Here is a 24,154-nt window from a genome sequence, read left to right as displayed (position 1 = left end):
AGAGGTCCGTGGGGGCCTCCTTGAGGGACTCTGGGTCCCTCAAGGAGGCCCCCACGGACCTTTCCGGAGTTATCCACAAGCGAGTCGGCTGCGGGTAGTTATCCACAGATCGCGTAGCGGGTCTGGCGAGGCAGTTGTCAGGGGCACACCATGGCCACATGAACAAACGGGGGAGATGGGCTGAGCACCCCGAACTGCTCAGAGAGCGAAGCCGGGAAGGCGTCATCAAAGCCATGACCTTGGAATCCCTGGAAATGGGAAGCAAGGTCATCTACAACAGGTGCCTTCCCGGTGGCCCATGGCAGCGCTTGCTGCCCGGCATCATTCTCTTGCACAACAACACGCCCACGGAACGCGAGCGAGCTCTAGCCGCGTTGCTCTACGCGAGCCCGACGAGCATGATCACCGGCATTGAAGCTTGCCGCCTATACGGCTTCCGCGTCCCAGCTTCCTCGGGCAATAACCTGCACATGCTGGTGCCGCATCATCTCAAAGTGCTGAGTTCGGAGTTCGTGACGATAGAACGAACACGGCGTCTGCCGGAGCCGTGGTCACGAGACGGGCTGCCGCTGGCACCTCCGGTACGTGCGACTACAGATGCGGTTCGGCGGCTCCGCAAAGCGGAGCCGATAGAGCAACTGCTGATCGAAGCAGTGCAGCGTGGCCGCTGCTCCCCGGCTGCGCTCGCCATGGAACTCGACCGCGGGACCAAGAAAGGAACTGCCATCCCACGGCGGCTACTCAGCGAATGGGCCGACCTTCGCTCGATCGCCGAAGCCAGGGCGAAGACAGTCGCACGTGACTTGCCAGTCCTACCCAGCCATTGGAATACCGAGGTGTATGACGCAAATGGAAGCTACGTGGGATGTCCGGACGCCTGGTGGGATGACATCGCCTTGGCCTGGGAAATCGATTCGGTCGAGTTCCATTTTTATCGAGACGGCTACGCACGAACCTTGAAACGCAACACTCGTTACGCCGCCGCGGGCATCACTGTTGTGCAGACATTGCCCTCCAGGCTCAAAGACGACCCGAAGGGCGTCCTCACCGAACTCCTTGCCGCGTACCGAGCCGCGGCCGGCCGCCCACGTCCGGCCGTCGCCATCGCCCGCAAAGCAGCCTGAAAGTCCGTGGGGGCCTCCTTGAGGGACTCTGGATCCCTCAAGGAGGCCCCCACGGACCTCTGAAACGGACAGGAACTACTTGACGGCGTGGAGGGCGTTGACGCGGCCGTGGCCGTAGTAGGAGTTGTCGCGGTCCGGGCCCGAGCAGGTCGGGACGTCGGAGCCGCAGGGGACGGCGTCCGAGCCTGCCTCCAGGAGCCGGGTCAGCACGGCAGGCGGAGCACCGGCATAACGCGAAGCCAGCAGGGCCGCGACACCGGCCGCGTGCGGGGACGCCATCGAGGTGCCGCACTTGGTGCCGTAGGGGCCGCCGAACACGGTGGTCGAGAGCGGGCAGCCCGCGCCCTGGCCGGGTGGCGGCAGCTGGGCGCCGTCACCGCCCGGGGCGGTCACCTCCACCGCGTGCCTGCCGAAGTTGCTGTACGACGCCTTCGTCCCGGCGTAGCCCACCGACGACACGGTCACGACGCCGTCGAGGCCGCCCGGCAGGATCGCGCACGAGCCGTCGACCTTGTGCGGCCGGTTCGGGTCGGTGGTCTGCTTCGGGATGTCGAAGCCCGCGTTGCCCGCGGCCGCCACCGAAAGCACGCCGCGCCCGGTCGCGAACGACACCGCGCGGCGCACCGCTTCGAACGCCGCCGCGTCGCCGGGTTCCTTCGCGCAGTAGAACATGCCAGGGTCGATGTAGTAGCTGTTGTTCGTCACCGCGAACTTGTGCTGCGCGGCCCACATGAACCCGCACACCGCGGACTCCGGGAAGATGTACCCGCCGTCGCTGACCACCTTCACCGAGGCCAGCCGGACGCCGGGCGCGATGCCGGTGAACCCGCGCGCGGTGTCCTTGCCCGCGATGGTCCCCGCGACGTGCGTCCCGTGGTCGGAGTTGGTCGGCGCCCACGCCCCCGGGGCCGGGTCCGCCGCGCCCGTGACACAGCCCGCGGACGCCTTCGGGTCCACCGCCGCGGCGAGCGCCGGGTGCTTCGCGTCGATGCCCGAGTCCAGCACGCCGACGGTCACCGACCGGCTGCCCGGGTTGACCTTGTTCGCCTCGGGCGCCTTGATCGCCCGCATGTCCCACTGCTCCGCGGAAAGATCGCCCTCGCCCGCGGGCGTGCTGGTGGTCTCCTCCAGCCTGCCCACCGCGCCGATCGACGCGCGCGAAGCCGCGGCGCCCGCGACGTCCTTTCCGCCGGAATAGGCCCGGTTCACCCCGATCCGCTGCGCGAAGTCCGCGTTGCGCGAGCTCGCCACCGCCACGCCGATCTCGGGGTAGTACGCGACCTTCGCGCCGCACTTCGCCTTGAGCTCCGAGTCGACCTGGCCCACGGGCTGCCCAGGCTTGTACAGCACGACATAGGTGTACGGCGCGCTCGTCGTGTCACACGAAGGTGCGGGCGCGGCCGACGCGGCGGGCGCGACCAGCACCCCGGCGGTCACCGCGAGACCCAGCGCGGGGACGAACCATCGTCGTAAACGGGACATTCCACCTCCACAAGTCGGTGGCGTGAACGTTAGGGTCCACCGCGCCTGCCCGCCACCGACCAAAGGACGGTCACCGCATAGTGCGAACGGCTCAGGCGCCGGACCGTTCCCGCGCGTGCGCGCGGACGCCCCGCCAGCCGAGCACGCCGATGGCGGTCCCCAGCAGGAACGACACGACCGTCAGCACCGCGTGCACGATGAAGTACCCGGTGGGCGATCCGTCCGCCGCCCACGCCCGGTCGCTCTCCCACAGGTTCTTGGCGAAGGTGATCCAGATGATCCAGGACCACACCCCGAAAGCGAGCAGGAAAACCGAGGTACCTCGCGAAATGCGCATGCCCCTGAGTATGCAACCGGCCCGTCGGCGCTAGCCTGCGTGGGTGCACAGCGCATCACGCCGGTCGCTCAAGGTCCTCGCCACGACGCTCGCCGCCACCATCGCCCTCGCGATACCGGCCGCCGCGTCCGCCGCGCCACGGCCCGCGGTCCCGAAACCCGCCGAGGCCTGCGCCAAGAACGCGGCCCCGCCCGCGCCGGTGGACACCTCCGAGAAGCCGGCACCCGGCCAGGCCTCGCCCGCGCCGCTGCCGGTCCCGGCCCAGCCGGTCGGCGGTGCCCGGATGGGTGAATGCGGGACGGTGGTCCCGGCGGACGTGCTGAATCCGCCGGACGGCGTCACCGCCGCGTCGTGGGTCCTGCAGGACCTCGACACCGGCAATGTGCTCGCCGCGAAGGACCCGCACGTGCGCGAGCGCCCCGCCTCCCTGATCAAAACGCTGCTGGCACTCGTCGCCGTCACCGAGCTGAAACCCGAGCAGCCGATCACGGTGACCAAGGAGGACGCCGAGCAGGAATGCACCTGTGTCGGCATCGAGGCCGGCGAACAGTACACAGTGGACCAGCTGCTGCACGGGCTGCTGATGCACTCGGGCAACGACGTCGCGCACGCGCTCGCCACCGCGCTCGGCGGTGTCGACGCGACGCTCGCCAAGATGAACGGGCTCGCCGCCCGCGTCGGCGCGACGGACACCCGCGCGGCGACGCCGTCCGGGCTCGACGGCCCCGGCATGTCGACCTCGGCGTATGACCTGAGCCTGATCTTCCACTACGCGATGAAGCAGCCGGAGTTCGCGAAAGCCGTAGCCACCAAGCAGTACGAACTGCCTGGCTCGAACGGCAAACCGGCCATTCCGATCCTCAACGACAACAAGCTGCTCGGCGTCTATCCCGGCTTCCTCGGCGGCAAGACGGGCTTCACCGACGACGCGCGGCACACCTATGTCGGCGCCGCGCAGCGCGACGGCAAGCGGGTCGCCATCGTGCTGGTGCGCGCCGAGCAGCAGCCGACGCCCGTCGTCAGCCAGGCGAGCAAGCTGCTGGACTACGGCTTCGCGCTCGAAAAGGTCAAGGCCGATCCGGTCGGGAAGATCGACTACCAGGCCCCGGCCACGGCCGGCACGGAGGAGAGCTCGGGCAAGGCGGGTGGCACCAATGTCGCCAACGCCGCCGCCGGCGGCACCGCGGCGAAGGACGCCTTCGGCACCACCGGCTGGGTCATCACCGTGCTGGTGTTCCTGATCATCGCCGGTGGCTTCGCCGTCGGCTACCAGCGCAAGAAGACGCAGGCCGAGCAGAACCGCTAAGAGCGGCGGCGCCCCAGCCAGCCGAGGATCGCGCCGACCCCGAACGCGCCGGCGACCGCGCCCAGCCCCGGGCCCGGCTCGACGACGACACGCTGTTCCAGGACCACCGGCGGAGGCGGCTGGACGACCTTGCGCTGGTTCTCCCGCGCCGTCGCCGTCCACGCCGTGACGAACAACAGGAACCGCGAGACGAGATTCGCGAACACGAGCAGGCCGATCACCGGACCGAGCAGCGCCGCCGCGGGCGACTTCAGCACGGAGTTCAGGTAGATCGTCGCAACCTGTTGCAGGATCACGAATCCGACGGCGGCGAAGATCGCGCCCTTGACCGCGCTGCGGAAGGTCGCGTGTTCCCGGGGAAGCCGGGCGATCACCCACAGGAACACCAATGTGTTGGCCGCGATGCCGAGCACGATGGTCGCGGCCGTCAGCAGGAACACCGCCCAGCCCTCGTGCTCCAGCCCCACCAGGCGCAGGAGAAGATGCCCTACCCCGGTCCCGGCGGCGGTCAACGCGAACGACACGACGAGCGCCAGCCCGAGTCCGATCAAGGCCAGCAGATCCTTGAGCGTGGTGGACACGAGCGGCAGCGACTTCTTCTCCAGGCCCCACTGCGCGGTGAGCGCGTCCCGCAGGTTCGACATCCAGCCGATCCCGGAATAGAGCGCGAGCAACAACCCGAAGATCCCGATCCCGCCACCGGAATCCAGCGCGCCCTTGACGATCCCCATGACGAGTTCCTGCAACCCCTCGGGCACGGACTTCTTGATGCCGTCCTGGATCTGCCCGATGATCGCCGGGTCGTGGTTCACCACCTTGCCGACCACGGCGAACGCGACCAGCAGCAGCGGGAACACCGCGAGCACGCTGAAATACGTGATCGCCGCCGCGTAATGGTTCCCGTACCGTTCCCCGAACGCGTCGTTCGCGCGGAACAGGTGATCGAGCCAGGGATATTTCCGCCGCAACCGGGGGATCAGTTTTTCCTTGCCGGGGCTGGTTTCGCGTGCGTTCGCCACCGGGAAACGCTAACCACCCCCGCTGCCGCCCGCAATGCGAGCACTCAGGCCGGGGGAAGGAAGCCGATCCGCTCGTACACCCGCGCGAGCGTTTCCGACGCCACCGAACGCGCCCGCTCGGCACCGGCGGCGAGGATCCTGTCCAGCTCCGCGACATCGTCCACATAGGACTTGACTGCGGCCTGCAACGGGGTGACCCACTCGACGAGCACCTCGGCGAGGTCCTTCTTCAGGTCGCCGTATCCCTTGCCCTCGTACGCCGTTTCCAGCTCGGCGATCTTGCGATCGGTCAGCGCCGAGTAGATCGTGAGCAGGTTCGAAACCCCGGCCTTGTTCTCGGTGTCGAAGACGACCTCGCGGCCGGTGTCGGTGACCGCGGAGCGGATCTTCTTGGCCGAGCGCTTCGGATCCTCCAGCAGTTCGATGAGCCCGTTCGTCGTCGCCGCGGACTTGCTCATCTTGGCCGTCGGGTCCTGCAGGTCGTAGATCTTCGCGGTGTCGGAGAGAATGTACGGCTCCGGCACGGTGAATGTCTTGCCCAGCCGGTTGTTGAAGCGCTGCGCGAGGTTGCGGGTCAGTTCGAGGTGCTGACGCTGGTCCTCGCCGACGGGCACCGCGTTGGCCTGGTACAGCAGGATGTCCGCGGCCTGCAGCACCGGGTAGGTGAACAGCCCGACGCTGGCGCGGTCGGCGCCCTGCTTGGCGGACTTGTCCTTGAACTGCGTCATCCGGCTGGCCTCGCCGAACCCGGTCTGGCACTCCATCACCCAGGACAGCTGGGCGTGCTCGGGCACCTGGCTCTGCACGAACAAGGCACTTCGCCGCGGGTCGATGCCGATGGCGAGCAGCTGCGCGGCCGCGATCCGGGTTCGCTGCCGCAGCACCTTCGGGTCTTGTTCGACGGTGATCGCGTGCAGGTCGACGACCATGTAGAAGGTCTCGTGCGTGTCCTGCATCCGCACCCACTGACGCAGCGCGCCGAGGTAGTTGCCGAGGTGGAACGAGTCGGCGGTCGGCTGGATCCCGGAGAGGACGCGGGGACGAGCGGCGGGCGCGGTCTGTTCTTCGGACACGCCCGGATTCTTCCAGGCGCCCCGGTACCCCGAACCGCGAGGTCCGGTGCGACCATTCGGACGAATCCGTGAAATACCCCATACTTCCGACGGTTCTGCACACACACCTGGCGTTTCTACCCTTCGTGATCACCGGACTACCGGTCGACACGAAGGAGAACCCGATGAAGGCACGATCTCTGCTCGCGGGCGCGGCCGTGGCCATCGCGGCGGCCCTGTCCCTGCCCGGCGTGGCCGCGGCTTCGACGGAACCCACGGGTGTGCAGCCGAACATCGTGGGTGGCACCAACGCCACCGAGGTCTACTCGTTCATGGCGTCGCTGCAGTCGGGCAGCGGCAGCCACTCCTGCGGCGGCTCCCTGATCAAGGCGAACTGGGTGGTCACCGCGAAGCACTGCGGACAGCCCGCCCAGGTCCGCGTCGGCACCACCAACCGGACGAGCGGCGGCGCGGTGGCCAGAGTGTCCTCGCGGATCGCGCACCCGAGCGCGGACATCGCGCTGCTGAAGCTGGCGACGTCGGTCAGCCAGGCCCCGATCGCGATCGCGGGGTCGTCCGGTCCGGACGGCACGGCCACCCGCATCATCGGCTGGGGCCAGACCTGCCCGAGCCGGGGCGGCTGCGGCGCACCGGTGAACCTGCAGCAGCTGGACACGTCGATCGTGTCGGACAGCCGCTGTTCCGGGATCAACGGAGCCAGTGAGATCTGTACGAACAACCCCGGCGGGAACAAGGGCGCCTGTTACGGCGACTCGGGCGGCCCGCAGGTCAAGAAGGTCAACGGCGTGTGGCAGCTGATCGGCGCCACGAGCCGGGCCGGCAACAACAACCCCACCTGCGCGACCGGCCCGTCCATCTACGTGGACGTCCCGTACTTCGCCAGCTGGATCGCCTCGAACACCCGGTAAGCGCTCCCCCGCCGAGCGCGTTCAGCCCGCTGGGCGCGCTCGGCTCAGGAACGGCGATAGGGCGTGAGAGCAGGTCGGGTCGGCTTGTCCGCCTGGGCCAGCTCGGCCTCGGCCAGGTCCGCCTCGGCGAGGACGGCCTCCGCCATGGCCGTGACGTCGGCGGCGTTCTCCGCCTGCGTGGCCGCCGCTTCGGCAGCGCGGACCTTGCGCCGCTGACGCAGGACCCCGAGTGCCATCCCGACGATGCCCAGCGCGACGGCCACCACGCCGACCGGGCCCAGGAGCCCGAACGACACCACGCTGGTCTCGACCCGCGAGTCCGGGTCGTCGGCCAGTGCCACGCCGCCCCCGGCCAGGAGCAGCGTCGCCGGCACGGCGACGAGCGCGGCCGTGACCCGGGTCCCGCGCAGGACGGATCGCGTCAGGGGCTGACCTGGGTTGCGCACCGGGGTGCCTCCCACGTAGTAACGGTTCTGAGCGAGCTCTCACCCACACGAGTGAGACCCGACGTGCTACTGGTCAAAAAACTACCGAGCGTGTCAAGACCTGCGAGTCCTGATCAACTCGGGGCCAGAGACTAGCGCCCACACGGGGAGCTACGACGCCCACCCCCACTCTGTGCTACTCACAGTGGTAGCGGGCTCACGACCAGCACGCGCCGTGACCACGAACGGGTCCGCACGCCGCCGACGCCGACGCGAAAGGCCGCTCGGTCAGCCGGGGAACTCGATGTCGTAGGCCGCGGTCACCGGAGCGTGATCGGACCAGCGCTGGTCATAGGACGCCGCCCGCTCGACCTCCACCGAGACGACCTTCGCCGCCAGCCCCGGGGTGGCGAGCTGGCAGTCGATACGCCAGCCCGAGTCGTTGTCGAAGGCCTTGCCGCGGTAGGACCACCATGTGTACGGGCCGGGCCCCGCCGGGTCCAGCACGCGCTGAACGTCGACGTACCCCGCCTTCTCGTACACCTGGCCGAGCCAGGCCCGCTCCTCCGGGAGGAATCCCGAGTTCTTCTGGTTTCCGCGCCAGTTCTTCAGGTCCACGGTGTCGTAGGCGATGTTCCAGTCCCCCACCACGACCACTTCCCGCCCCGACGCCTCGGCCTTGCCGCGCAGCTCCGCGAGGTAGGGCAGGAACGCCGCCATGAAGCGCTCCTTCTCCGCCTGCCGCTCGGTGCCGACGTCCCCGCTGGGCAGGTACAGGCTCGCCACCACGACCTTCGGCAGATGCGCCTCGAGGTAGCGGCCGCTGTTCTCGAACTCGGGCTCGCCGAAGCCGACCCGCACTTCCTCGGGCTCGACCCGGCTGTACACCGCGACACCGTTGCGGCCCTTGACTTCCGACGGCGCGTGCACCGCGTGCCAGCCTTCGGGATCGACGACCGACGCCGGCAGCTGATCACGTTCCGCGCGCACCTCCTGGCACGCGACGACATCGGCCTTCGTCGCGGCGAGCCATTCGACGAAGCCCTTTTTCACGGCGGCCCGCAGGCCGTTGACGTTCACAGTGGAGACGATGAGCACGCCGGGCACGCTACCTCGCGGCCCCGACAATTCCGCGCGGCCGGGTCCAGAAGCATGCGTCGAATACTCTGGAAGACTGCATCCCGTTAGCGAGCTGACAGTGCTGGGCAGCTGCGGCGCGTGGCCGGAGCCCGGCCGCGCGTGGCACTACACGGTGCAAGGCGTCCGGACGACGGCGTCCTTGCTGCCCCCCTGAGGTTTTCTCGCTAAGGGTTCTGGGGCCGTGTGTGTTGCCGGAGGAGTTGCAGGACGCCTTCGGTGCGCTGGTCTGGGGTGTGACAAGGGCGTCCCTGGGTGCGGTGGATGCACCCAGGGCGTCCCTCGGACTTCCCTGCGCTCGCCGACCCCATTCGCGACACATCCTCGGGCCCACCAAAGGCTGTGAAGGCCTCCTTCACAGCGCTCAACGCCGTAAAGGAGGCCTTCACCGCACCACCATGCCCTCGGGGAAACACTCACCAGCAAAACCGCACCCCCGCACCTACCGAGAAAACCTCACTACGTGCCGAACCACGGTGTCCGGTTGAGCGCGCCACCAGACGGCCCGCACCGGGTGATGACCGCGGCGGAGGCGGGACGCCACGCGGCGGAGGCAGGCCAAACCGAGTACGACGGCGAGGGTCTGGTCGTCAGGCCAGGACTGTCAGCACTTCGCGCCCTCTTCCGGCTTGGTGAACTCGGCGGAAACCCATTTGGTGTCCGAGATCTTGCGGAACCCGTTCTGCGCGCCGGGCAGCACGTCGACCTTCGCGTCCTTGACGTACTTGCCCACGATCTTCGCGTTGCCGTCGGGGGCTTCGCGGACGTTGAGCACGTCCGCGGTGACACCGACCTTGCACCCGGTCGCCGAAGTCGCGTCCGCGGACTGCTTGTTCAGCGCGTAGATGATGATCACCGCGGCGATCACGCCGATGATGATCCACGTCTTCTTCGCCAAGCCCAGGATCACGTCAGCTCCTCAGTACGGGAACCTGCCACGACCAGGGTAGGCAAACCTTGGCAGGCCGGACAGCTTCCGCATTGCCAACCACCCGGAGGCGCCAACAGCGTCACCCGGCGGTGACGCCAGGTGACCACCCGGTAACGGCCCCGAAACGCCGAAAAGCCCCCTTTCCGGGCATTTCAGCCGGGAAAGGGGGCTTTTCGCGGAGCCGGTGATCAGCCCTGCGAGGCGATCTTCTTGGCCAGGTTCTCGTCCAGCGTGCCGAGGAACTCCTCGGTGGTCTGCCACGACTGGTCCTTGCCCACGAGCAGGGCGAGGTCCTTGGTCATCTTGCCGCTCTCGACGGTCTCGATGACGACCTGCTCCAGCGTGTTCGCGAAGCCGACCAGCTCGGTGTTCGAGTCCAGCTTGCCGCGGTGCTCGAGGCCCCGGGTCCAGGCGTAGATCGACGCGATCGGGTTGGTCGAGGTCGGCTTGCCCTGCTGGTGCTGGCGGTAGTGCCGGGTGACCGTGCCGTGCGCGGCCTCGGCCTCGACGGTCTTGCCGTCCGGCGTGCGCAGCACCGACGTCATCAGGCCGAGCGAGCCGAAGCCCTGCGCGACCGTGTCGGACTGGACGTCACCGTCGTAGTTCTTGCACGCCCAGACGTAGCCGCCCTCCCACTTGAGCGAGGCGGCGACCATGTCGTCGATCAGCCGGTGCTCGTAGGTGATGCCCTTGGCGTCGAAGGCGGCCTTGAACTCGGTGTCGAAGATCTCCTGGAACACGTCCTTGAACATGCCGTCGTAGGCCTTGAGGATCGTGTTCTTGGTGGAGAGGTACACCGGGTACTCGCGGTCCAGGCCGTACTGCAGCGAGGCGCGCGCGAAGTCCTCGATGGACTTGCGGTAGTTGTACATCCCCATCAGGACGCCGCCGCCCTCGGGGAACTTCGCGACCTCGAACTCCATCGGCGCGGAGCCGTCTTCCGGGGTGTAGGTGATCGTCGCGGTGCCGGGGCCGGGGACCTTGAAGTTGGTCGCCTTGTACTGGTCGCCGTGCGCGTGACGGCCGATGATGATCGGCTTCGTCCAGCCCGGCACCAGCCGCGGGATGTTCCGGATGACGATCGGCTCGCGGAAGATCACGCCGCCGAGGATGTTGCGGATCGTGCCGTTGGGCGAGACCCACATCTTCTTCAGGCCGAACTCCTCGACGCGCGCCTCGTCCGGGGTGATGGTGGCGCACTTGACGCCGACGCCGTGCTGCTTGATGGCGTTCGCGGCGTCGACGGTGATCTGGTCGTCGGTGCGGTCCCGCTCCTCGATGCCCAGGTCGTAGTAGTCCAGGTTGACGTCCAGGTACGGGTGGATCAGCTTGTCCTTGATGAACTGCCAGATAATGCGGGTCATCTCATCGCCGTCGAGTTCGACGACGGTGCCCTGGACCTTGATCTTGGCCATGAGCGGCGGTGCTCCTTCCGCGGATCTTCGCGTTACTTCTTCGTCTCGCCGGTAGCGGTACAAGCGTACTGCTTAACGGAGCTGGATGGTTCCAGTAGTGGTCGGCATCAAGTCTCCAACAGCGGATTGTGGCCAGGCTCACCGGGCGGCGTGGCCCGCCCGCGGGCTTACGCCGGCCGTCACGGTACGCGCGGCCTTACCTGTCGGATGACCGCCCGACCTGGTGCGCTACCCGGATTTCGTAACGGACCGGGGTCGTTCCGCCGCCGGGTGCGGTGGGACCATCGACGCATGGGATTGTTCACCGTGTCGGAGGCGCGCGCCGAACTCGCCCGGCTGAGACCCGTGCTCGACGAACTCGTGCGCGTACGGGCCGACGCCGCCGAACTCGCCGCCGCGCTCCGGGTCGGCGGGCGCGACACCGACCTCGGCGGCCTGCCCGAGTGGAAGGCCGCGCAGGCCCGGCTCGACGAGCTGATGACCGCCGTGCAGGTCACCGGCGCCGAGCTCAAGGGGTTCGCGCCGCTGCTCGTGGACTTCCCGTCCGAGATGGACGGTGTGGACGTCCTGTTGTGCTGGCTCGAAGGCGATCGCGAGCTGGCCTGGTATCACCGCACGGATCTGGGTTTCGCGGGACGTCGCCCGCTGCCGTGAAACGTGGCTAAGGTGGATCGGTGAGCGACCCCACCATGGCCGAACTGCACGACGGGCTGGCCGGAACCTACGACGAAAACACCTTCCACGCGACCGTCGCGGACGCGCTCGTCGACGGGCTCGCCGTCGAACCGGCACCCGCGCTGCTGCTCGACGTCGCGGCGGGCACCGGCCACGCGGCGTTCGCGGCCCTGCGGCTGTCCCCTGGCAAGGTGCTCGCGGTGGACATCTCCCCCGGCATGATCGCGCAGGCCGAGGCGAAGGCGGCCACGCTGGACCCGGACCGCCGGATCACCTGGCAGGTCGGCTCCGCGGTGCCGATGCCCGCCGAAGACGGCAGCGCGGACGCCGTGCTCTGCGCGTCCGCACTGCATTTCCTCGGCGCGCCCGCGCTGCGCGACTGGCTGCGCGTGCTGCGGCCCGGCGGTGTCGCGGCCTTCAGCCTTCCCGTGGCGGCAAGGTTTTCCCCGTCGGGGGCGTTCGCCGCGTTCGTCCCGGCCGACCTGCCGATCCCGGACACGGCCGAGGAAGCCGCCGCGCTGGCCACCGGCGCCGGTTTCACCGACGTCGTCGCGCGCAGGCTGGACACGGAGGACGAACGTCCGCGTTCCGCCTTCGTCGTCCACGCCCGCGCGCCACGGTGATCCGGCTCGGCTCACCGTCCTTTGTGGAGTCTTTCGCCGCACCGGTCACCGGTGCAGCGTGGCGCCCTTGAGGATCTTGTCGACGGCGTTCTTCGGGCCGTGCACCGCCAGCCCGGCCAGCGCGAGCTTCTCGCCAGGCACCGCGCGGACAGCGGCGCGGTTGTCGCGGTCATTACCGGTGTGGAACAGCTCGTCGGTGAAGACCGAGATCCGCAGGCCGCGGGCGAGGGCACGGCTGTGCGCGGCGGCGAGCACGTCGGCGGTCCCGGCGAAGACCATGACGGGCTGGCCGAACATCGGCAGGTAACCGGTGCCGTCCGCGTCCTCGTACGGCTCGCCGATGATCTCGGGGGTCGCGTGCGCGATGCCGCTGACCAGGAACGCGGTGACGTTCAGCCGTTGCCAGGACGCCAGGTCGTCCCGCAGGAGCACGGCGATCTTCGTGGGGAAGCGAATCGGTTCGGACATGCCAGCAAGACTCGCCGCCGCGTGGCCTAGGCGTCTTGTACGTTCTTGACATGTGGCAACGGATCTCGGCCTGGCAGCCGCCGGTGCCGGGCATCGCCGAGGTCTTCCACGCACGCTTCGTCGAGCACGCTTATCCGGTGCACACGCACGACACGTGGACGCTGCTGATCGTCGATGACGGCGCGATCCGCTACGACCTGGACCGCCATCATCACGGCGCGCTCGGCGCGTCGGTGACGCTGCTGCCACCGAACGTCGCGCACGACGGCCGGGCCGCGACCAGCCACGGCTTCCGCAAGCGCGTGCTCTACCTCGACACGTCGATCCTGGGCGAGGACCTGATCGGCGCGGCCGTCGACCACCCGAGCATGGCCGATCCGCTGCTGCGTGCCCGCGTCCACCAGCTACACGAGACGCTGGCACATCCGGCGGACACCCTCGAAGCCGAAAGCAGGCTGGTCCTGGTCGCCGACCGCCTGCGCGACCACCTCGACCGCCCGCTGACCGGCGCCCCGCCCGCCAGGGGCGTCGCCGACGACCTCCGGGACCTGCTGGACGCACACCTGCCCGACGCGCTGACCCTGCGCGAAGCCGCCGACACCCTCGGCGCGCACCCGGCATACCTCGTCCGCGCCTTCGGCAGGCGGTTCGGCCTGCCGCCGCACCGCTACCTGACCGGCCGCCGCGTCGACCGGGCCCGCCGCCTCCTGCTCGCCGGGACTCCCGCCGCCGAGGCCGCGGTCCGCGCCGGCTTCGCCGACCAGGCCCATCTGACCCGGCATTTCAAGCGGTATCTCGGGACGACCCCCGGCCGTTTCACGGCAGGATGACAAAGTCATCGATGCACCAACCGCCAGGAGGTTGAGCCCCGAAGAAGTACTCGCTCAATCAGCCACCCCAGCCGGCTGGTCGTCTTGAGCTGCCACAGGAACGAGGCCGGGGAACTTTTCAATCGCCTTGGCCAGCCGAGCGGCATCACCGCACAAGGTTGCTTTCATAAAGTTCGCACCCCGAGCGAATTTGATACGCCTGAATTCGAGGTCACCGCCCAGCTCGGCCCCGTTGAATTCGACAATCTCGGACGATTCTGCACCTTCAAACCCGACCCCACGAGAAATCTTGACTTCGTCAAAACTGACAAACCCAGCAAAATTAGCCCCGCCGAACTCCGCTCCATCGCCAAATTTAGCTTTCGTGAAACTGGTGCCAGCCATAAACAAGGAGCTTTCGAACCCGGCATATCCAGCGAACTCGGCACCATAGAAGCCCGTCAACCGCATAAATTCGACCTGCCCGAAAAGCGCACCTTCCTCAAAAACGGAATTCTCGAAATCTGCATTGCCGTCGAAGCGGGCTTCGTCAAATTCTGCCCGTTCAAGAAATACGGTATCACCAAACGACGCCTCTCCACAAAATGTCGCACGGCAAAATCGCGCATTCCGGATGTGGCACTCACTGAAGTCAACGTTCACGAGGAACGCGTCACTGAGATCGAGGTCCATGCCGGACCAGAAGGCATCGAGCGTCCCGAACACCTCAGCACCTGGGCGCAGGTGACTCGCCAGGATGCGCTGGGCGGCAAGCCGAACCTGATGTTCATCAGACGACACCGGCGCAGCTGGTTTGGCACTGGAACGTCGGCCAGCGAACGTGGCGTGCGAGACAGCCTTGCCGCCATTGACCGGACGGCGCCCCAATGGCCTCGAAGCACGGCCTTGCTGCCCACCCTCGACCGGCGCGACCCGCAGGTACGCGCAAATAACGTTGACAACGGTCTGTCGCAGGCTCGGTTCGAGATTCTCCTGAGCCAGATTTTCCAGCGCGTACAATCCGCCCAACCGGACAATCGCCTGATCGGACCCGAGTTGCTCTACCGCTTTGCTGTACCGTTCAGCGATCCGACGCGATATAGCGTCCTCACTCGCATCCTTGGCCATCTGCAGCTGATGAGCGTAACTGTCCGCAGCAATCTTCTCGTTGTGCGCTGCAGTCCGCTCGGCAAGCCGGTGCGCGTTGTGCTTTTGCACCAGGTCCAGTTCAGTGGACCGCTGCTTGCGTATCGCAAGCCATAAAGCCACAACCCCGCCGAGTCCGACCCCCAGAGTGCCACCCGTGCGTATGGCATCCAGTTGTGCCGTGCCTACCGAGGATTCGAGTAGCACCCACACGGCTGCTGCGGCGACGAGCACCATCACAGGAACACCGGCAGCTATTACCCAGCGCGGAATCGGACGCATGACTGGCTGGAACGAAGGCAAGTCACCTACCGATGAAACAGCAACGGTTACTGACTGGGAAGTGTTCGCGACTTGATTGGTCATACACCTCAGTCGCCTGTAGTTGACGAGGTGTAACGCACCCGTCCTGTGAGGTTGTCAGCCCTGGCCGGTTGAACGCGCCTGCCCGAAGCCGGCGTAGCTTTAGCCGGCCTTGGCCGCAGCCTTGGCCGCCTTCTTGAACGCCCGCACCTCGGCCAGGGTGTCCGGGCCGGTGACGTCCGCAATGGACCGCCGGGAGCCGCGGTCACCGTATGCGCCCGCTGCCGCCCTCCAGCCCTTTGGCTGCACACCGTATTGCTTGCCCAGCAGAGCCAGGAAGATCTTGGCCTTCTGCTCGCCGTAGCCAGGCAGGGCCTTGAGCCGCTTGAGCACCTCGGGGCCGTCCGGCTTGGGACGACCGTCGGTCCAGATGCCTTCGACCCGGCCGTCGTAGTGCTCGATGATGTACTGGCACAGCGTCTGCACCCGCCGGGCCATCGAGCCTCCGTAGCGATGAATAGCGGGAGGCGTCACGCACAGTTCCACGAATGTTTCGGTGTCGGCTTCCGCGATCTTGGTTATGTCCAAGCCGCCCATACGGTCGGCAATCTTCTTCGGCCCGATGAAGGCCGTCTCCATCGCGATTTGCTGATCCAGGAGCATGCCGATCAGCAGCGCCAGCGCATCCTCGCTCAGCAGCTGGTCCGCCTCGACGTTGCCGGTCAGGTGCAAGGTACGGGTCATGAGGTCATTTTGGCAGGTAAACCGGAGAGCGAAACCTCGGGCGTGCGCAGCCATCCGAACTGGTTGTTCTTCGTCCGCCGTCAACCGGCCAGTGGTACCGACATGATGTCGCCACTTCGCGGGCTGCCGACGCGTCTCTGGTAACGGAGAGTAGCGAAACGCCCTACTCCATTATCGACAAGGTCAAGCGACCAGAAGGTCCAGATCTTCCCCGATCTGCTGTGCAAGCAGTGCGGCGTCCAACCGGAATGCCGACATGAGGCCGCCGGAACACGCGACGGCGTCGACACGGCGCCGCGCACCGCCGCCGCGGTGAACCGGTGGGTCCACTGTGGACGGCGGCGGTGCGTGGGTTTCGCCTACAGCGCGCTCTGCAGCCGCTGGGACAGCAGCGAGACGAACCGCGCGGGGTCGGCCAGCTCGCCACCCTCGGCCAGCAGCGCCATCCCGTAGATCAGCTCGGCGGTCTCCTTGAGCCCCTCGTCCTCCGGTCGCGCCTCGTGCGCGGCGCGCAGGCCGCTCACCAGCGGGTGCTCCGGGTTGAGTTCGAGGATGCGCTTGACCGGCGGCAGTTCCTGCCCCATCGCCCGGTACATCTTCTCCAGCGTCGGCGTCATGTCGTAGCTGTCGCCGACGATGCAGGCGGCCGAAGTGGTGAGCCGCGAGGACAGGCGCACCTCCTTGACGTTGTCCTCCAGCGCCGAGGACATCCACGTGAGCAGGCCGGCGAAGTCCTTCTGCTTCTGCTCGCGCTCGGCGGTCTTCTCCTCGTCGTCGGTGTCGAGGTCGACCTGGCCCTTGGCGACCGACTGGAACTGCTTCTCCTCGAACCCGGCGACGGCGTCGACCCACATCTCGTCGATCGGGTCGGTCAGGATCAGCACCTCGAACCCCTTGGCGCGGAAGGCTTCCAGGTGCGGCGAGTTCTCGATCGCCTGCCGCGACTCGCCGGTCAGGTAGTAGATGTGCTCCTGGCCGTCCTTCATCCGCTCGACGTACTCGCGCAGTGTGGTCGGCTTCTCGGCGTCGTGTGTCGAGGAGAACGAACAGATGTCGAGGATGGCCGTGCGGTTCTCGGTGTCGTCGAGCAGCCCTTCCTTGACCGCGCGACCGAACTCCTGCCAGAAGGTCGCGTACTTCTCGGCGCTCTTCTCGTCTCCCGACATCATGGTCTTGATCGTCGAGAGGATCTTCTTGACCAGGCGGCGCCGGATCAGCTGGATCTGGCGGTCCTGCTGCAGGATCTCGCGCGAGACGTTGAGCGAAAGGTCCTGCGCGTCGACCACGCCCTTGACGAAGCGCAGGTACTCCGGCATCAGCGCTTCACAGTCGTCCATGATGAACACGCGCTTGACGTAGAGCTGCACGCCGCGCTTGCGCTCCCGCATGAACAAGTCCATCGGCGCGCGCGAGGGCAGGAACAGCAGCGCCTGGTACTCGAACGTGCCCTCGGCCTGCAGCCGGATCGTCTCCAGCGGGTCCTGCCAGTCGTGGCTGACGTGCTTGTAGAACTCGTGGTACTCGTCCTCGCTCACGTCCGAGGACGGGCGGGCCCAGAGCGCCTTCATCGAGTTGAGCGTCTCGACCTTCGGCTCGGCGCTCTCCTCACCCTCTTCGCCCTCGGCGGCGGGCTCGGTCGTCATCCGGATCGGCCAGGTGATGAAGTCCGAGTACTTCTTGACGATCTCCCGGAGCTTCGCCACCGACGTGTAGTCGAAGAGGTGGTCCTCGACGTCGACCGGCTTGAGGTGCAGCGTCACCGCGGTGCCCTGCGGGGCGTCGGCGACCGGCTCGATCGTGTAGGTGCCCTCGCCCTCGGACTCCCACCGGACTCCCTCGTCCGCCCCTGCCCGCCGGGTCACCAGCGTGACCTTGTCGGCCACCATGAAGCTGGAGTAGAAGCCGATGCCGAACTGGCCGATCAGGTCGCCGGAGGCGGCCGCGTCCTTCGCCTCCTTGAGCTTGGCGAGGAACTCGGCGGTGCCGGACTTCGCGATCGTGCCGATCAGGTTCACCACGTCGTCGCGGGACATCCCGATGCCGTTGTCGCGCACGGTGAGCGTGCGCTGCTCCGGGTCGGTTTCGAGCGTGATGTGCAGGTCATCGGTCTCGGCCTGCAGGTCCTTGTCCTGGAACGCCTCCAGCCGGAGCTTGTCCAGCGCGTCCGAAGCGTTCGAGATCAGTTCCCGCAGGAACGTGTCCTTGTTCGAGTAGATCGAGTGGATCATCAGCCGCAGCAGCTGCCGCGCTTCCGACTGGAACTCCAGCGTCTCCGCCGACGTCGTCACCTAACGTCCCCTCCCAGCGATAACCACGTATTACCGGCCCGACATCTTAGCGAACCAGACAACGTCCGGTTCGCCGCGCAGTACCGGGACCTCGGCCACCCGGACGTCGGCGAACCGCGATCGCAGCCGCTCGGTGAACGAGGGCGCCGCGCCGGCGCTCCACACCGCGATCACGCCGCCGGGCCGAAGCCGCGCGACGAGACCTTCTACGCCGGACTCGCCGTACAGCGCCGCGTTCCCGTCCGTGACAGTCCATTCAGGACCGTTGTCGATGTCGAGGCACAGCGCGTCGAAGGTTTCGCCGGTTTCCCGCAGCCAGGCAACGAGATCCGCCTCGACGACGATGACGCGCGGGTCGGCGAGCGCGTCGCCATGCACCGTCCTCAAAGGACCGACACGGTTCCACTCGATCACCGCGGGCTCTCGTTCCACGACGACCACCTCGCCCACGTTCGGGTGCTCGAGGGCCGCCCGTAGCGAGAACCCGACGCCGAGACCACCGATCAGGATCCGCGCCCCCGGGGCCAGCGCGTCCGCCGCGCCGGTCACCAGGAGCCGCTCCGATTCGCCGTTGCGGGTATCCATGAGGAACACCCCGTTCGCGATGACCTCGAACGCTTCCCCGGCGCGTCGCAGCACCAGTTCCCCGCCACGGCCGCGCACCACATCGACCACTTCCGCCACGGACGGCACCTTCTCACAGCAGCCCGGCGAGCTTGTACAGCACCAGGCTCCCGGCCACCGCGACGTTCAGGCTGGCGCCCATGCCGGCCATCGGGATCTCGACCACGGTGTCGAGCAGGTCCAGCGCCTCGGACGGGACGCCGTGCCGCTCGTGCCCGAGCACCGCGATCGTGCGGCCCCGCGCGGGCGGGAGGTCGGCCAGCCGCACCGCTTCCTCGGCCAGCTCGACCCCGACCACGTGAGTACCTGCCGCGCGCCCCCGCGCAAGCCAGCCGGGCGGATCGTGCACCCAGTGCACGCAGGCCGGGCGGCGCAAGGTGTTGCCGCGGCGCAATGCCTCCGGGACCCACGGAAACCGTGGTACCGCAAGGCAAGCGCCGACGGCGTCACACGTGCGGAGCAGGGTGCCGAGGTTCGCGCCGTGCTGTGGCCAGAGCGGCGCCGCGACCAGATGTCCCCAGCAGGAGTGAGCTCGTTTCCGCCGGTTCGCCCGCAGTTCCCGAGGGGTGCGGACCCGGATCGACGGGCTCACCGGCGTCGAGGCTCGACGCCTCCAGACTGTGCGTTGGTCATGGCACCACTCTACTGTGCCGTTGGTTACTGATCCGACCACAGCCACGGCGGAGACGGGTCTCTGCGAGCAGGCCGGCTGCGGCCCGTGTCCGCCTGCTTTCTGGCCGGATCAGTAACTGGCCAGGCGACCCATCGGCCCTGTACGCGATCCCTCCTCGCTTTTAACCTGGAACCTGCGGAGGTGAAGCCCCATGCACGCGATGGTAGGAGACGAGATCCAGGTCCATGGCCGCACCGTGGGATCCGCCGAACAGCGCGGCGAGATCCTCGAGGTGCGGGGCAAGAACGGGGAACCGCCCTATCTGGTCCGGTTCGCCGACGGGCACGAAGCCCTGGTGTATCCCGGCCCCGACTGCGAGGTACAGGCACACACCGGATAACCGGCGCCATCAGCTCGATACCGCCACCTCCTCCCGGGCGGTGGCGGTACGGGCGCGCCAGCCCACCAGGACGACCACGGCGGCCACCGCGGTCAGCACCGCCGCGACCTCCGGCAGCAGGGTCGGCCCGCCGACGTCCAGCACCACCCCGCCGACGACGCCGGACAGGCCGACCCCGAGGTAGATCGCGGAGGCGTTGAGCGAAAGCGCCAGCCCAGCGTGCACCGGCGACAGCTCGATCAGCCGGTGCTGCACCGGCGGGTTGAACGACCAGGTGCACAGGCCCCACAGGAACATCACGATGCCCGCGCCGACGGCCGTGCTCGCGACCACCGGCAGCACGGCCAGCACCACGGTGAGTCCGGCGACCACGGCGAGCAGCGGCCGCCGCGCGCCCCAGCGGTCGGTGACGCGGCCGCCGGCGAAGTTGCCGATCGCGCCCCCGATGCCGTAGCAGAACAGCAGGACCGTCACGGCCGTGCCGTGCAGCCCGGCCGTGGTGGCCAGCACGGGCGAGATGAACGTGTACACGGTGAACGCCGCGAGGCAGGCGAGCACGGTGGTCACCAGCATCGCCAGGACCCGGGTGTCCTTGGCGACGGAAAAGCGTTCCGCGAACCGCACCGGGGGCGGTGGCGCGACCTTCGGCAGCGCGAACCGGACCGCGACCGCCCCGGCCAGCGCGAACGCCCCGACCAGCGCGAACACGGTCTGGTACCCGAGTTGCTGGGACAGCAGGCTGCCCAGCGGCACGCCGAGGATGGTGGCGATGGTGAGCCCGCCGAACACGAGCGCCACCGCGCGGCCACGCCGCTCCGGCGCGGTGAGCTCGGCGGCGACCGCGCTGGCCGCGGGCGTGAACACGGCCGCCCCGATCGCCGTGACGACCCGCGCGGCCAGCAGGGTGTAGTACTCCGGTGCGAGCGCGGCCAGGACATTGCCGACCGCGGTGACGACGAGCGCGCCGACCAGGACGGCACGCCGTTCCCAGCGCCCGGTGAGCGCGGCGAACAGCGGGGAACCGATCGCGTAGGCGACGGCGAAGGCGGTGACCAGTTGCGCCGCGGTGGTGGCGGAGATGTGCAGCTGCGTGGTCAGCGCCGGAAGCAGCCCGGCGACGACGTACCCGCTGGTGCCGACGGCGAACGTGCCGAGCGCGAGCACGGACGTTCTCGCCTGCTTCACCGGCGGTGCCTGCGGTGCTGCCGTGGAGACGGTGGCCATGAGGTGGATCCCCCAACAAACATAGTTCGATGGCTGTCGTAGTACGAAGATCACCGTACTACGCGGCACCGACAATTTCGATGACTGTCGTACTATGGGACCGTGAACAGCGCCGTACCCCTGACGCCGATCGTCCATCCCGATCGCACCGAGCTGACGATCGAGGCCCTGCTCCGCGCGCTGGCCGACCCGGTCCGCCTCGCGATCGTGCGCCAGGTCGCGAACACCGAGGGCGAGGTCGCGTGCGGCGCGTTCGACGTCCCCGTGACGAAGTCCACACTGACCCATCACCTGGGAATCCTGCGCCAGGCGGGCGTCCTCGCCAGCCGCCAGGACGGCACCACGCGCTACAACTCGTTGCGGCGCAACGATCTTGACGTCGTCTTCCCCGGACTGCTCGACGCGGTGCTGGCCGCGCCCCACGACGCTTGATCGTCCACGTGGGCGGGCTCACGCGAAACCGGGATGACAACGGCACCCCTCGTGGGTTGAACTGAACGCGGGACAGCACGCGCCGCCGGGGCCGCTGAAGCTGTCTTCCTTTTTGCCAGCCGACTAAATCGATTCAGACACCGTGGCCGGAGCCTGCACTGTGGCCGGAGCCTGGTCTGAGAAATCGTTTACCCAGGGAAGGAGAGCCGTGCCCGTCGCGCTGCTCGCGCTCGCCATCGGTGCCTTCGGCATCGGGACAACCGAGTTCGTCATGATGGGTGTGCTGCCCCAGGCCGCCGCCGACTTCGGGGTGTCGATCCCGACCGCGGGCTATCTCATCTCCGGCTACGCGCTCGGTGTCGTGGTCGGGGCGCCGCTGCTCACCGCGGCCGCCGTCCGGCTGCCGCGCAAGACGATGCTGCTGGCCATGATGGGCCTGTTCACCCTGGGCAACGCGTTGTTCGCGTTGTCGCCCAACCAGGAGTTCGGGGTGGCGTTCCGTTTCCTCGCCGGGCTGCCGCACGGCGCGTTCTTCGGCGCGGGCGCGGTGGTCGCGTCGAGCCTGGCCAAGAACGGCCAGCGCGCCAAGGCGGTGTCGATGATGTTCCTCGGCCTGACGCTGGCCAACGTCGTCGGCGTGCCGCTGGGCACCCTGCTCGGCCAGCGGGTCGGCTGGCGCGCGACGTTCGGCGTCGTGGCGGTGATCGGCCTGGTCGCGATCGCCGCGATCGCGAAGCTCGTGCCGCACCAGGGCAGGCCCGCGGAACCTTCGCTGCGCAACGAACTCGGCGCGTTCCGCCGCCCGCAGGTCTGGCTCGCGCTGGCGATCGTGATGTTCGGCCTCGGCGGCGTGTTCGCCTGCCTGTCCTACATCGCGCCGATGCTGACCGACGTCGCGGGCTACTCGCCGTCGAACGTCACGGTGCTGCTCGCGCTGGCCGGGGTCGGCATGACGATCGGCAACCTGCTGGGCGGGCGGCTCGCGGACCGCGCGCTGATGCCGAGCCTGTACGTCGCGCTGCTCGGGCTGGCGTCGGTGCTCGGGATCTTCACGGTGACCGCGCAGGGCAAGGTCGGCGCGGCGATCACGATCTTCTTCGTCGGCGTCGCCGGGTTCATGATCGGCCCGATGATGCAGGCGCGGATCATGGAGAAGGCGGGCGGGACGCCGTCGCTGGTGTCGGCGGCGGTGCAGTCGGCGTTCAACATCGCCAACTCGATCGGCGCCTACCTCGGCGGCCTGGTGATCGCGGGCGGTCTCGGCCTGGTCGCCCCGAACTGGGTCGGCGCGCTGCTCGCCGTGCTGGGCCTTTCGATCGCGGCGGTGTCCGGCGGCCTGGACCGCCGCGAGTCCCGCCTCACCCCCGCGATGGCCTCCTGACCCAGCGTGTGCTGAAGGGGACTTTCCTCGCGTTACATGCGACGAAAGTCCCCTTCAGCTCGTCCCGCGAGACAAAAGTCCCCTTCAGGAAGAGCCGCCGAAGGGGCCGCCGATGATGGTCAGCGCCACGAAGAGGATGAGGACCGACAAGGCCGCGTAGGTCAGGACGTCGACGGGCTTGCCGCGGATGGCGAGCAGTCCCGCCTTCTCGGTGGGCAGGATCCCGCGCAGCAGACCGGCGAGCAGGAGCGCGCCGCCGATGAGCACCGCGCCCTCCCGCCAGTGGTACTGGAAGATCCGCAGCGCGGCGACCGCGACGACGAGCAGGACCAGCGCGAACGGCAGGTGCTCCCGCGTCGTGCGGCGGTCGCTCCGTTGTCCGGCCACGGCCATCAGCCCGCGACCGAACGTTCCGCGGCCTCGACCACGTTGCCGACCAGCATCGCCCTGGTCATGGGTCCGACGCCGCCGGGGTTGGGCGACAGCCAGCCCGCGACTTCGGCGACGCCGGGGGCGACGTCGCCGGTCAGCTTGCCGTCGACGTGGGAGACGCCGACGTCCAGCACGGCGGCACCGGGTTTGACCATTTCGGGGGTGATGATCCCGGGCACTCCGGCGGCGGCGATGACGATGTCGGCGCGGCGGACCTCGGCGGCGAGGTCGCGGGTGCCGGTGTGGCAGAGCGTCACCGTGGCGTTCTCGCTGCGCCGGGTCAGCAGCAGCCCGAGGGTGCGGCCGACAGTGATCCCGCGGCCGACGACGGTGACCTGCGCACCGGCGATCGGGACGTCGTGCCGTTTGAGCAGTTCGATGATCCCGTACGGGGTGCACGGCAGGGCGCCCCGCTCGCCGAGCACGAGGCGGCCGAGGCTGACCGGGGCGAGGCCGTCGGCGTCCTTGGCCGGGTCGATGCGGTCGAGCACCCGGCCGGGGTCGAGGTGCTTCGGCAGCGGCAGCTGCACGATGTAGCCGTGACACGCCGGGTCGGCGTTGAGCTCGTCGATGACGGCCTCGAGCTTGTCCTGGGTGATGTCACCGGGGAGGTCGCGGCGGATCGAGTTGACGCCGATCTTCGCGCTGTCGGCGTGCTTCATCTTCACGTACGCGTGCGAGCCGGGGTCGTCGCCGACCAGCACCGTGCCCAGCCCGGGGGTCACCCCCCGCGCGGCGAGCGCCGCCACCCGCGGGCGCAGCTCCGCGAAGATGGCGTCCTTGGTGGCCTTACCGTCGAGAACCTTGGCCGTCATGAGCACCATTCTGGCAAAGC

At 68.3% G+C, this 24,154-nt stretch carries 26 protein-coding genes; 9 read left to right on the top strand and 17 right to left on the bottom strand.

What is annotated here, in order from left to right; genetic code table 11:
- Window positions 1–158 precede the first annotated feature (158 nt).
- Entirely contained in the window at window positions 159–1,124 is a 966-nt protein-coding gene (locus tag ACFWX1_RS30620; RefSeq protein ID WP_378393215.1) for a hypothetical protein, read from the top strand.
- 75 nt (window positions 1,125–1,199) lie between these two features.
- On the opposite strand, the gene ACFWX1_RS30615 is transcribed toward ACFWX1_RS30620, so the two are convergent.
- Entirely contained in the window at window positions 1,200–2,606 is a 1,407-nt protein-coding gene (locus ACFWX1_RS30615) for a S8 family serine peptidase (protein WP_378393213.1), read from the bottom strand.
- A gap of 91 nt (window positions 2,607–2,697) precedes the next feature.
- The gene (locus ACFWX1_RS30610) at window positions 2,698–2,943 is read right to left on the bottom strand and encodes an SCO4848 family membrane protein (protein WP_378393211.1); all 246 of its coding nucleotides are present in this window, start codon (window positions 2,941–2,943) and stop codon (window positions 2,698–2,700) included.
- A gap of 43 nt (window positions 2,944–2,986) precedes the next feature.
- Here ACFWX1_RS30610 and ACFWX1_RS30605 point away from each other — a divergent pair, with 43 nt between their 5' ends.
- On the top strand, window positions 2,987–4,249 hold the full coding sequence (locus ACFWX1_RS30605; protein ID WP_378393209.1) for a D-alanyl-D-alanine carboxypeptidase family protein: 1,263 nt from the start codon (window positions 2,987–2,989) through the stop codon (window positions 4,247–4,249).
- Here the strand turns inward: ACFWX1_RS30605 and ACFWX1_RS30600 are convergent.
- A complete protein-coding gene (locus tag ACFWX1_RS30600) occupies window positions 4,246–5,268 on the bottom strand; it encodes a YhjD/YihY/BrkB family envelope integrity protein (RefSeq protein ID WP_378393207.1) in 1,023 nt (340 codons plus the stop codon). The two genes, ACFWX1_RS30605 and ACFWX1_RS30600, sit on opposite strands and share 4 nt — an antisense overlap.
- Before the next feature lie 44 nt (window positions 5,269–5,312).
- The gene (gene trpS / locus ACFWX1_RS30595; RefSeq protein WP_378393205.1) at window positions 5,313–6,341 is read right to left on the bottom strand and encodes a tryptophan--tRNA ligase; all 1,029 of its coding nucleotides are present in this window, start codon (window positions 6,339–6,341) and stop codon (window positions 5,313–5,315) included.
- 164 nt (window positions 6,342–6,505) lie between these two features.
- On the opposite strand from trpS, the gene ACFWX1_RS30590 reads away from it, so the two are divergent.
- Window positions 6,506–7,249, top strand: a complete 744-nt coding sequence (locus ACFWX1_RS30590; protein ID WP_378393203.1) for a S1 family peptidase — start codon at window positions 6,506–6,508, stop codon at window positions 7,247–7,249.
- 44 nt (window positions 7,250–7,293) lie between these two features.
- Here the strand turns inward: ACFWX1_RS30590 and ACFWX1_RS30585 are convergent, their stop codons facing one another.
- The 4 genes from ACFWX1_RS30585 to ACFWX1_RS30570 form a co-directional block, all read right to left on the bottom strand.
- On the bottom strand, window positions 7,294–7,695 hold the full coding sequence (locus ACFWX1_RS30585) for a hypothetical protein (RefSeq protein ID WP_378393201.1): 402 nt from the start codon (window positions 7,693–7,695) through the stop codon (window positions 7,294–7,296).
- A 267-nt stretch (window positions 7,696–7,962) separates the two neighbouring features.
- Entirely contained in the window at window positions 7,963–8,781 is an 819-nt protein-coding gene (locus ACFWX1_RS30580) for an exodeoxyribonuclease III (protein ID WP_378393199.1), read from the bottom strand.
- A 634-nt stretch (window positions 8,782–9,415) separates the two neighbouring features.
- Complete coding sequence (locus ACFWX1_RS30575) at window positions 9,416–9,721, bottom strand: SH3 domain-containing protein (protein WP_378393197.1); 306 nt, start codon at window positions 9,719–9,721, stop codon at window positions 9,416–9,418.
- 209 nt (window positions 9,722–9,930) lie between these two features.
- Window positions 9,931–11,157 carry an NADP-dependent isocitrate dehydrogenase gene (locus ACFWX1_RS30570; RefSeq protein ID WP_378393195.1) on the bottom strand — a complete coding sequence of 409 codons (1,227 nt, stop codon included), beginning with the start codon at window positions 11,155–11,157 and terminating at the stop codon, window positions 9,931–9,933.
- Window positions 11,158–11,448: 291 nt separating this feature from the next.
- Between ACFWX1_RS30570 and ACFWX1_RS30565 the strand changes: the two genes are divergently transcribed.
- Window positions 11,449–11,811, top strand: a complete 363-nt coding sequence (locus tag ACFWX1_RS30565; RefSeq protein ID WP_378393193.1) for a DUF2203 domain-containing protein — start codon at window positions 11,449–11,451, stop codon at window positions 11,809–11,811.
- 20 nt (window positions 11,812–11,831) lie between these two features.
- The gene (locus tag ACFWX1_RS30560; RefSeq protein WP_378393191.1) at window positions 11,832–12,455 is read left to right on the top strand and encodes a class I SAM-dependent methyltransferase; all 624 of its coding nucleotides are present in this window, start codon (window positions 11,832–11,834) and stop codon (window positions 12,453–12,455) included.
- A gap of 45 nt (window positions 12,456–12,500) precedes the next feature.
- Here ACFWX1_RS30560 and ACFWX1_RS30555 read toward each other — a convergent pair whose 3' ends face one another.
- Entirely contained in the window at window positions 12,501–12,923 is a 423-nt protein-coding gene (locus ACFWX1_RS30555; protein ID WP_378393189.1) for a DUF2000 family protein, read from the bottom strand.
- A 50-nt stretch (window positions 12,924–12,973) separates the two neighbouring features.
- Here ACFWX1_RS30555 and ACFWX1_RS30550 point away from each other — a divergent pair, with 50 nt between their 5' ends.
- Complete coding sequence (locus ACFWX1_RS30550) at window positions 12,974–13,753, top strand: AraC family transcriptional regulator (RefSeq protein ID WP_378393187.1); 780 nt, start codon at window positions 12,974–12,976, stop codon at window positions 13,751–13,753.
- A 54-nt stretch (window positions 13,754–13,807) separates the two neighbouring features.
- Here ACFWX1_RS30550 and ACFWX1_RS30545 read toward each other — a convergent pair whose 3' ends face one another.
- The 5 genes from ACFWX1_RS30545 to ACFWX1_RS30525 all read right to left on the bottom strand — a co-directional run bounded on the left by ACFWX1_RS30545 (window position 13,808) and on the right by ACFWX1_RS30525 (window position 19,429).
- Window positions 13,808–15,244: a pentapeptide repeat-containing protein gene (locus ACFWX1_RS30545; protein WP_378393185.1), complete on the bottom strand. Its 1,437-nt coding sequence runs from the start codon at window positions 15,242–15,244 to the stop codon at window positions 13,808–13,810.
- A 99-nt stretch (window positions 15,245–15,343) separates the two neighbouring features.
- The gene (locus ACFWX1_RS30540) at window positions 15,344–15,925 is read right to left on the bottom strand and encodes an HhH-GPD-type base excision DNA repair protein (RefSeq protein WP_378393183.1); all 582 of its coding nucleotides are present in this window, start codon (window positions 15,923–15,925) and stop codon (window positions 15,344–15,346) included.
- Between the two features lie 359 nt (window positions 15,926–16,284).
- On the bottom strand, window positions 16,285–18,213 hold the full coding sequence (htpG, locus tag ACFWX1_RS30535) for a molecular chaperone HtpG (RefSeq protein WP_378393181.1): 1,929 nt from the start codon (window positions 18,211–18,213) through the stop codon (window positions 16,285–16,287).
- Window positions 18,214–18,243: 30 nt separating this feature from the next.
- Entirely contained in the window at window positions 18,244–18,897 is a 654-nt protein-coding gene (locus ACFWX1_RS30530; RefSeq protein ID WP_378393179.1) for a spermidine synthase, read from the bottom strand.
- 13 nt (window positions 18,898–18,910) lie between these two features.
- Complete coding sequence (locus ACFWX1_RS30525; protein ID WP_378393177.1) at window positions 18,911–19,429, bottom strand: TrmH family RNA methyltransferase; 519 nt, start codon at window positions 19,427–19,429, stop codon at window positions 18,911–18,913.
- Between the two features lie 232 nt (window positions 19,430–19,661).
- Here ACFWX1_RS30525 and ACFWX1_RS30520 point away from each other — a divergent pair, with 232 nt between their 5' ends.
- The gene (locus ACFWX1_RS30520; protein WP_378327525.1) at window positions 19,662–19,850 is read left to right on the top strand and encodes a DUF1918 domain-containing protein; all 189 of its coding nucleotides are present in this window, start codon (window positions 19,662–19,664) and stop codon (window positions 19,848–19,850) included.
- Between the two features lie 9 nt (window positions 19,851–19,859).
- Here ACFWX1_RS30520 and ACFWX1_RS30515 read toward each other — a convergent pair whose 3' ends face one another.
- The gene (locus ACFWX1_RS30515) at window positions 19,860–21,074 is read right to left on the bottom strand and encodes an MFS transporter (RefSeq protein ID WP_378393176.1); all 1,215 of its coding nucleotides are present in this window, start codon (window positions 21,072–21,074) and stop codon (window positions 19,860–19,862) included.
- Window positions 21,075–21,176: 102 nt separating this feature from the next.
- On the opposite strand from ACFWX1_RS30515, the gene ACFWX1_RS30510 reads away from it, so the two are divergent.
- Both ACFWX1_RS30510 and ACFWX1_RS30505 read left to right on the top strand, forming a co-directional pair.
- A complete protein-coding gene (locus ACFWX1_RS30510; RefSeq protein ID WP_378393175.1) occupies window positions 21,177–21,506 on the top strand; it encodes an ArsR/SmtB family transcription factor in 330 nt (109 codons plus the stop codon).
- Window positions 21,507–21,714: 208 nt separating this feature from the next.
- On the top strand, window positions 21,715–22,887 hold the full coding sequence (locus ACFWX1_RS30505; RefSeq protein ID WP_378393174.1) for an MFS transporter: 1,173 nt from the start codon (window positions 21,715–21,717) through the stop codon (window positions 22,885–22,887).
- A gap of 84 nt (window positions 22,888–22,971) precedes the next feature.
- Here ACFWX1_RS30505 and ACFWX1_RS30500 read toward each other — a convergent pair whose 3' ends face one another.
- On the bottom strand, window positions 22,972–23,280 hold the full coding sequence (locus ACFWX1_RS30500; RefSeq protein WP_378393173.1) for a DUF3017 domain-containing protein: 309 nt from the start codon (window positions 23,278–23,280) through the stop codon (window positions 22,972–22,974).
- On the bottom strand, window positions 23,280–24,134 hold the full coding sequence (locus tag ACFWX1_RS30495) for a bifunctional methylenetetrahydrofolate dehydrogenase/methenyltetrahydrofolate cyclohydrolase (RefSeq protein ID WP_378393171.1): 855 nt from the start codon (window positions 24,132–24,134) through the stop codon (window positions 23,280–23,282). Before ACFWX1_RS30495 ends, ACFWX1_RS30500 begins: the two co-directional genes overlap by 1 nt.
- Window positions 24,135–24,154: the final 20 nt, after the last annotated feature.

The organism is Amycolatopsis sp. NPDC059021 (assembly GCF_042739895.1).
Taxonomy (GTDB): domain Bacteria; phylum Actinomycetota; class Actinomycetes; order Mycobacteriales; family Pseudonocardiaceae; genus Amycolatopsis.
Note: the sequence above shows the minus strand (reverse complement) of the source record. Positions and strands in the feature narration are given on the sequence as shown.

What these genes read in the sequence shown, in the direction of transcription:
- ACFWX1_RS30620 (WP_378393215.1), top strand. Translation starts at nt 159, where the DNA reads ATGAACAAACGGGGGAGATGGGCTGAGCACCCCGAACTGCTCAGAGAG.
- ACFWX1_RS30515 (WP_378393176.1), bottom strand. Translation starts at nt 21,074, where the DNA reads ATGGCCACCGTCTCCACGGCAGCACCGCAGGCACCGCCGGTGAAGCAG.
- ACFWX1_RS30555 (WP_378393189.1), bottom strand. Translation starts at nt 12,923, where the DNA reads ATGTCCGAACCGATTCGCTTCCCCACGAAGATCGCCGTGCTCCTGCGG.
- ACFWX1_RS30610 (WP_378393211.1), bottom strand. Translation starts at nt 2,943, where the DNA reads ATGCGCATTTCGCGAGGTACCTCGGTTTTCCTGCTCGCTTTCGGGGTG.
- ACFWX1_RS30550 (WP_378393187.1), top strand. Translation starts at nt 12,974, where the DNA reads ATGTGGCAACGGATCTCGGCCTGGCAGCCGCCGGTGCCGGGCATCGCC.
- ACFWX1_RS30495 (WP_378393171.1), bottom strand. Translation starts at nt 24,134, where the DNA reads ATGACGGCCAAGGTTCTCGACGGTAAGGCCACCAAGGACGCCATCTTC.
- ACFWX1_RS30520 (WP_378327525.1), top strand. Translation starts at nt 19,662, where the DNA reads ATGCACGCGATGGTAGGAGACGAGATCCAGGTCCATGGCCGCACCGTG.
- ACFWX1_RS30545 (WP_378393185.1), bottom strand. Translation starts at nt 15,244, where the DNA reads ATGACCAATCAAGTCGCGAACACTTCCCAGTCAGTAACCGTTGCTGTT.
- ACFWX1_RS30565 (WP_378393193.1), top strand. Translation starts at nt 11,449, where the DNA reads ATGGGATTGTTCACCGTGTCGGAGGCGCGCGCCGAACTCGCCCGGCTG.
- ACFWX1_RS30540 (WP_378393183.1), bottom strand. Translation starts at nt 15,925, where the DNA reads ATGACCCGTACCTTGCACCTGACCGGCAACGTCGAGGCGGACCAGCTG.
- ACFWX1_RS30570 (WP_378393195.1), bottom strand. Translation starts at nt 11,157, where the DNA reads ATGGCCAAGATCAAGGTCCAGGGCACCGTCGTCGAACTCGACGGCGAT.
- ACFWX1_RS30615 (WP_378393213.1), bottom strand. Translation starts at nt 2,606, where the DNA reads ATGTCCCGTTTACGACGATGGTTCGTCCCCGCGCTGGGTCTCGCGGTG.
- ACFWX1_RS30590 (WP_378393203.1), top strand. Translation starts at nt 6,506, where the DNA reads ATGAAGGCACGATCTCTGCTCGCGGGCGCGGCCGTGGCCATCGCGGCG.
- ACFWX1_RS30500 (WP_378393173.1), bottom strand. Translation starts at nt 23,280, where the DNA reads ATGGCCGTGGCCGGACAACGGAGCGACCGCCGCACGACGCGGGAGCAC.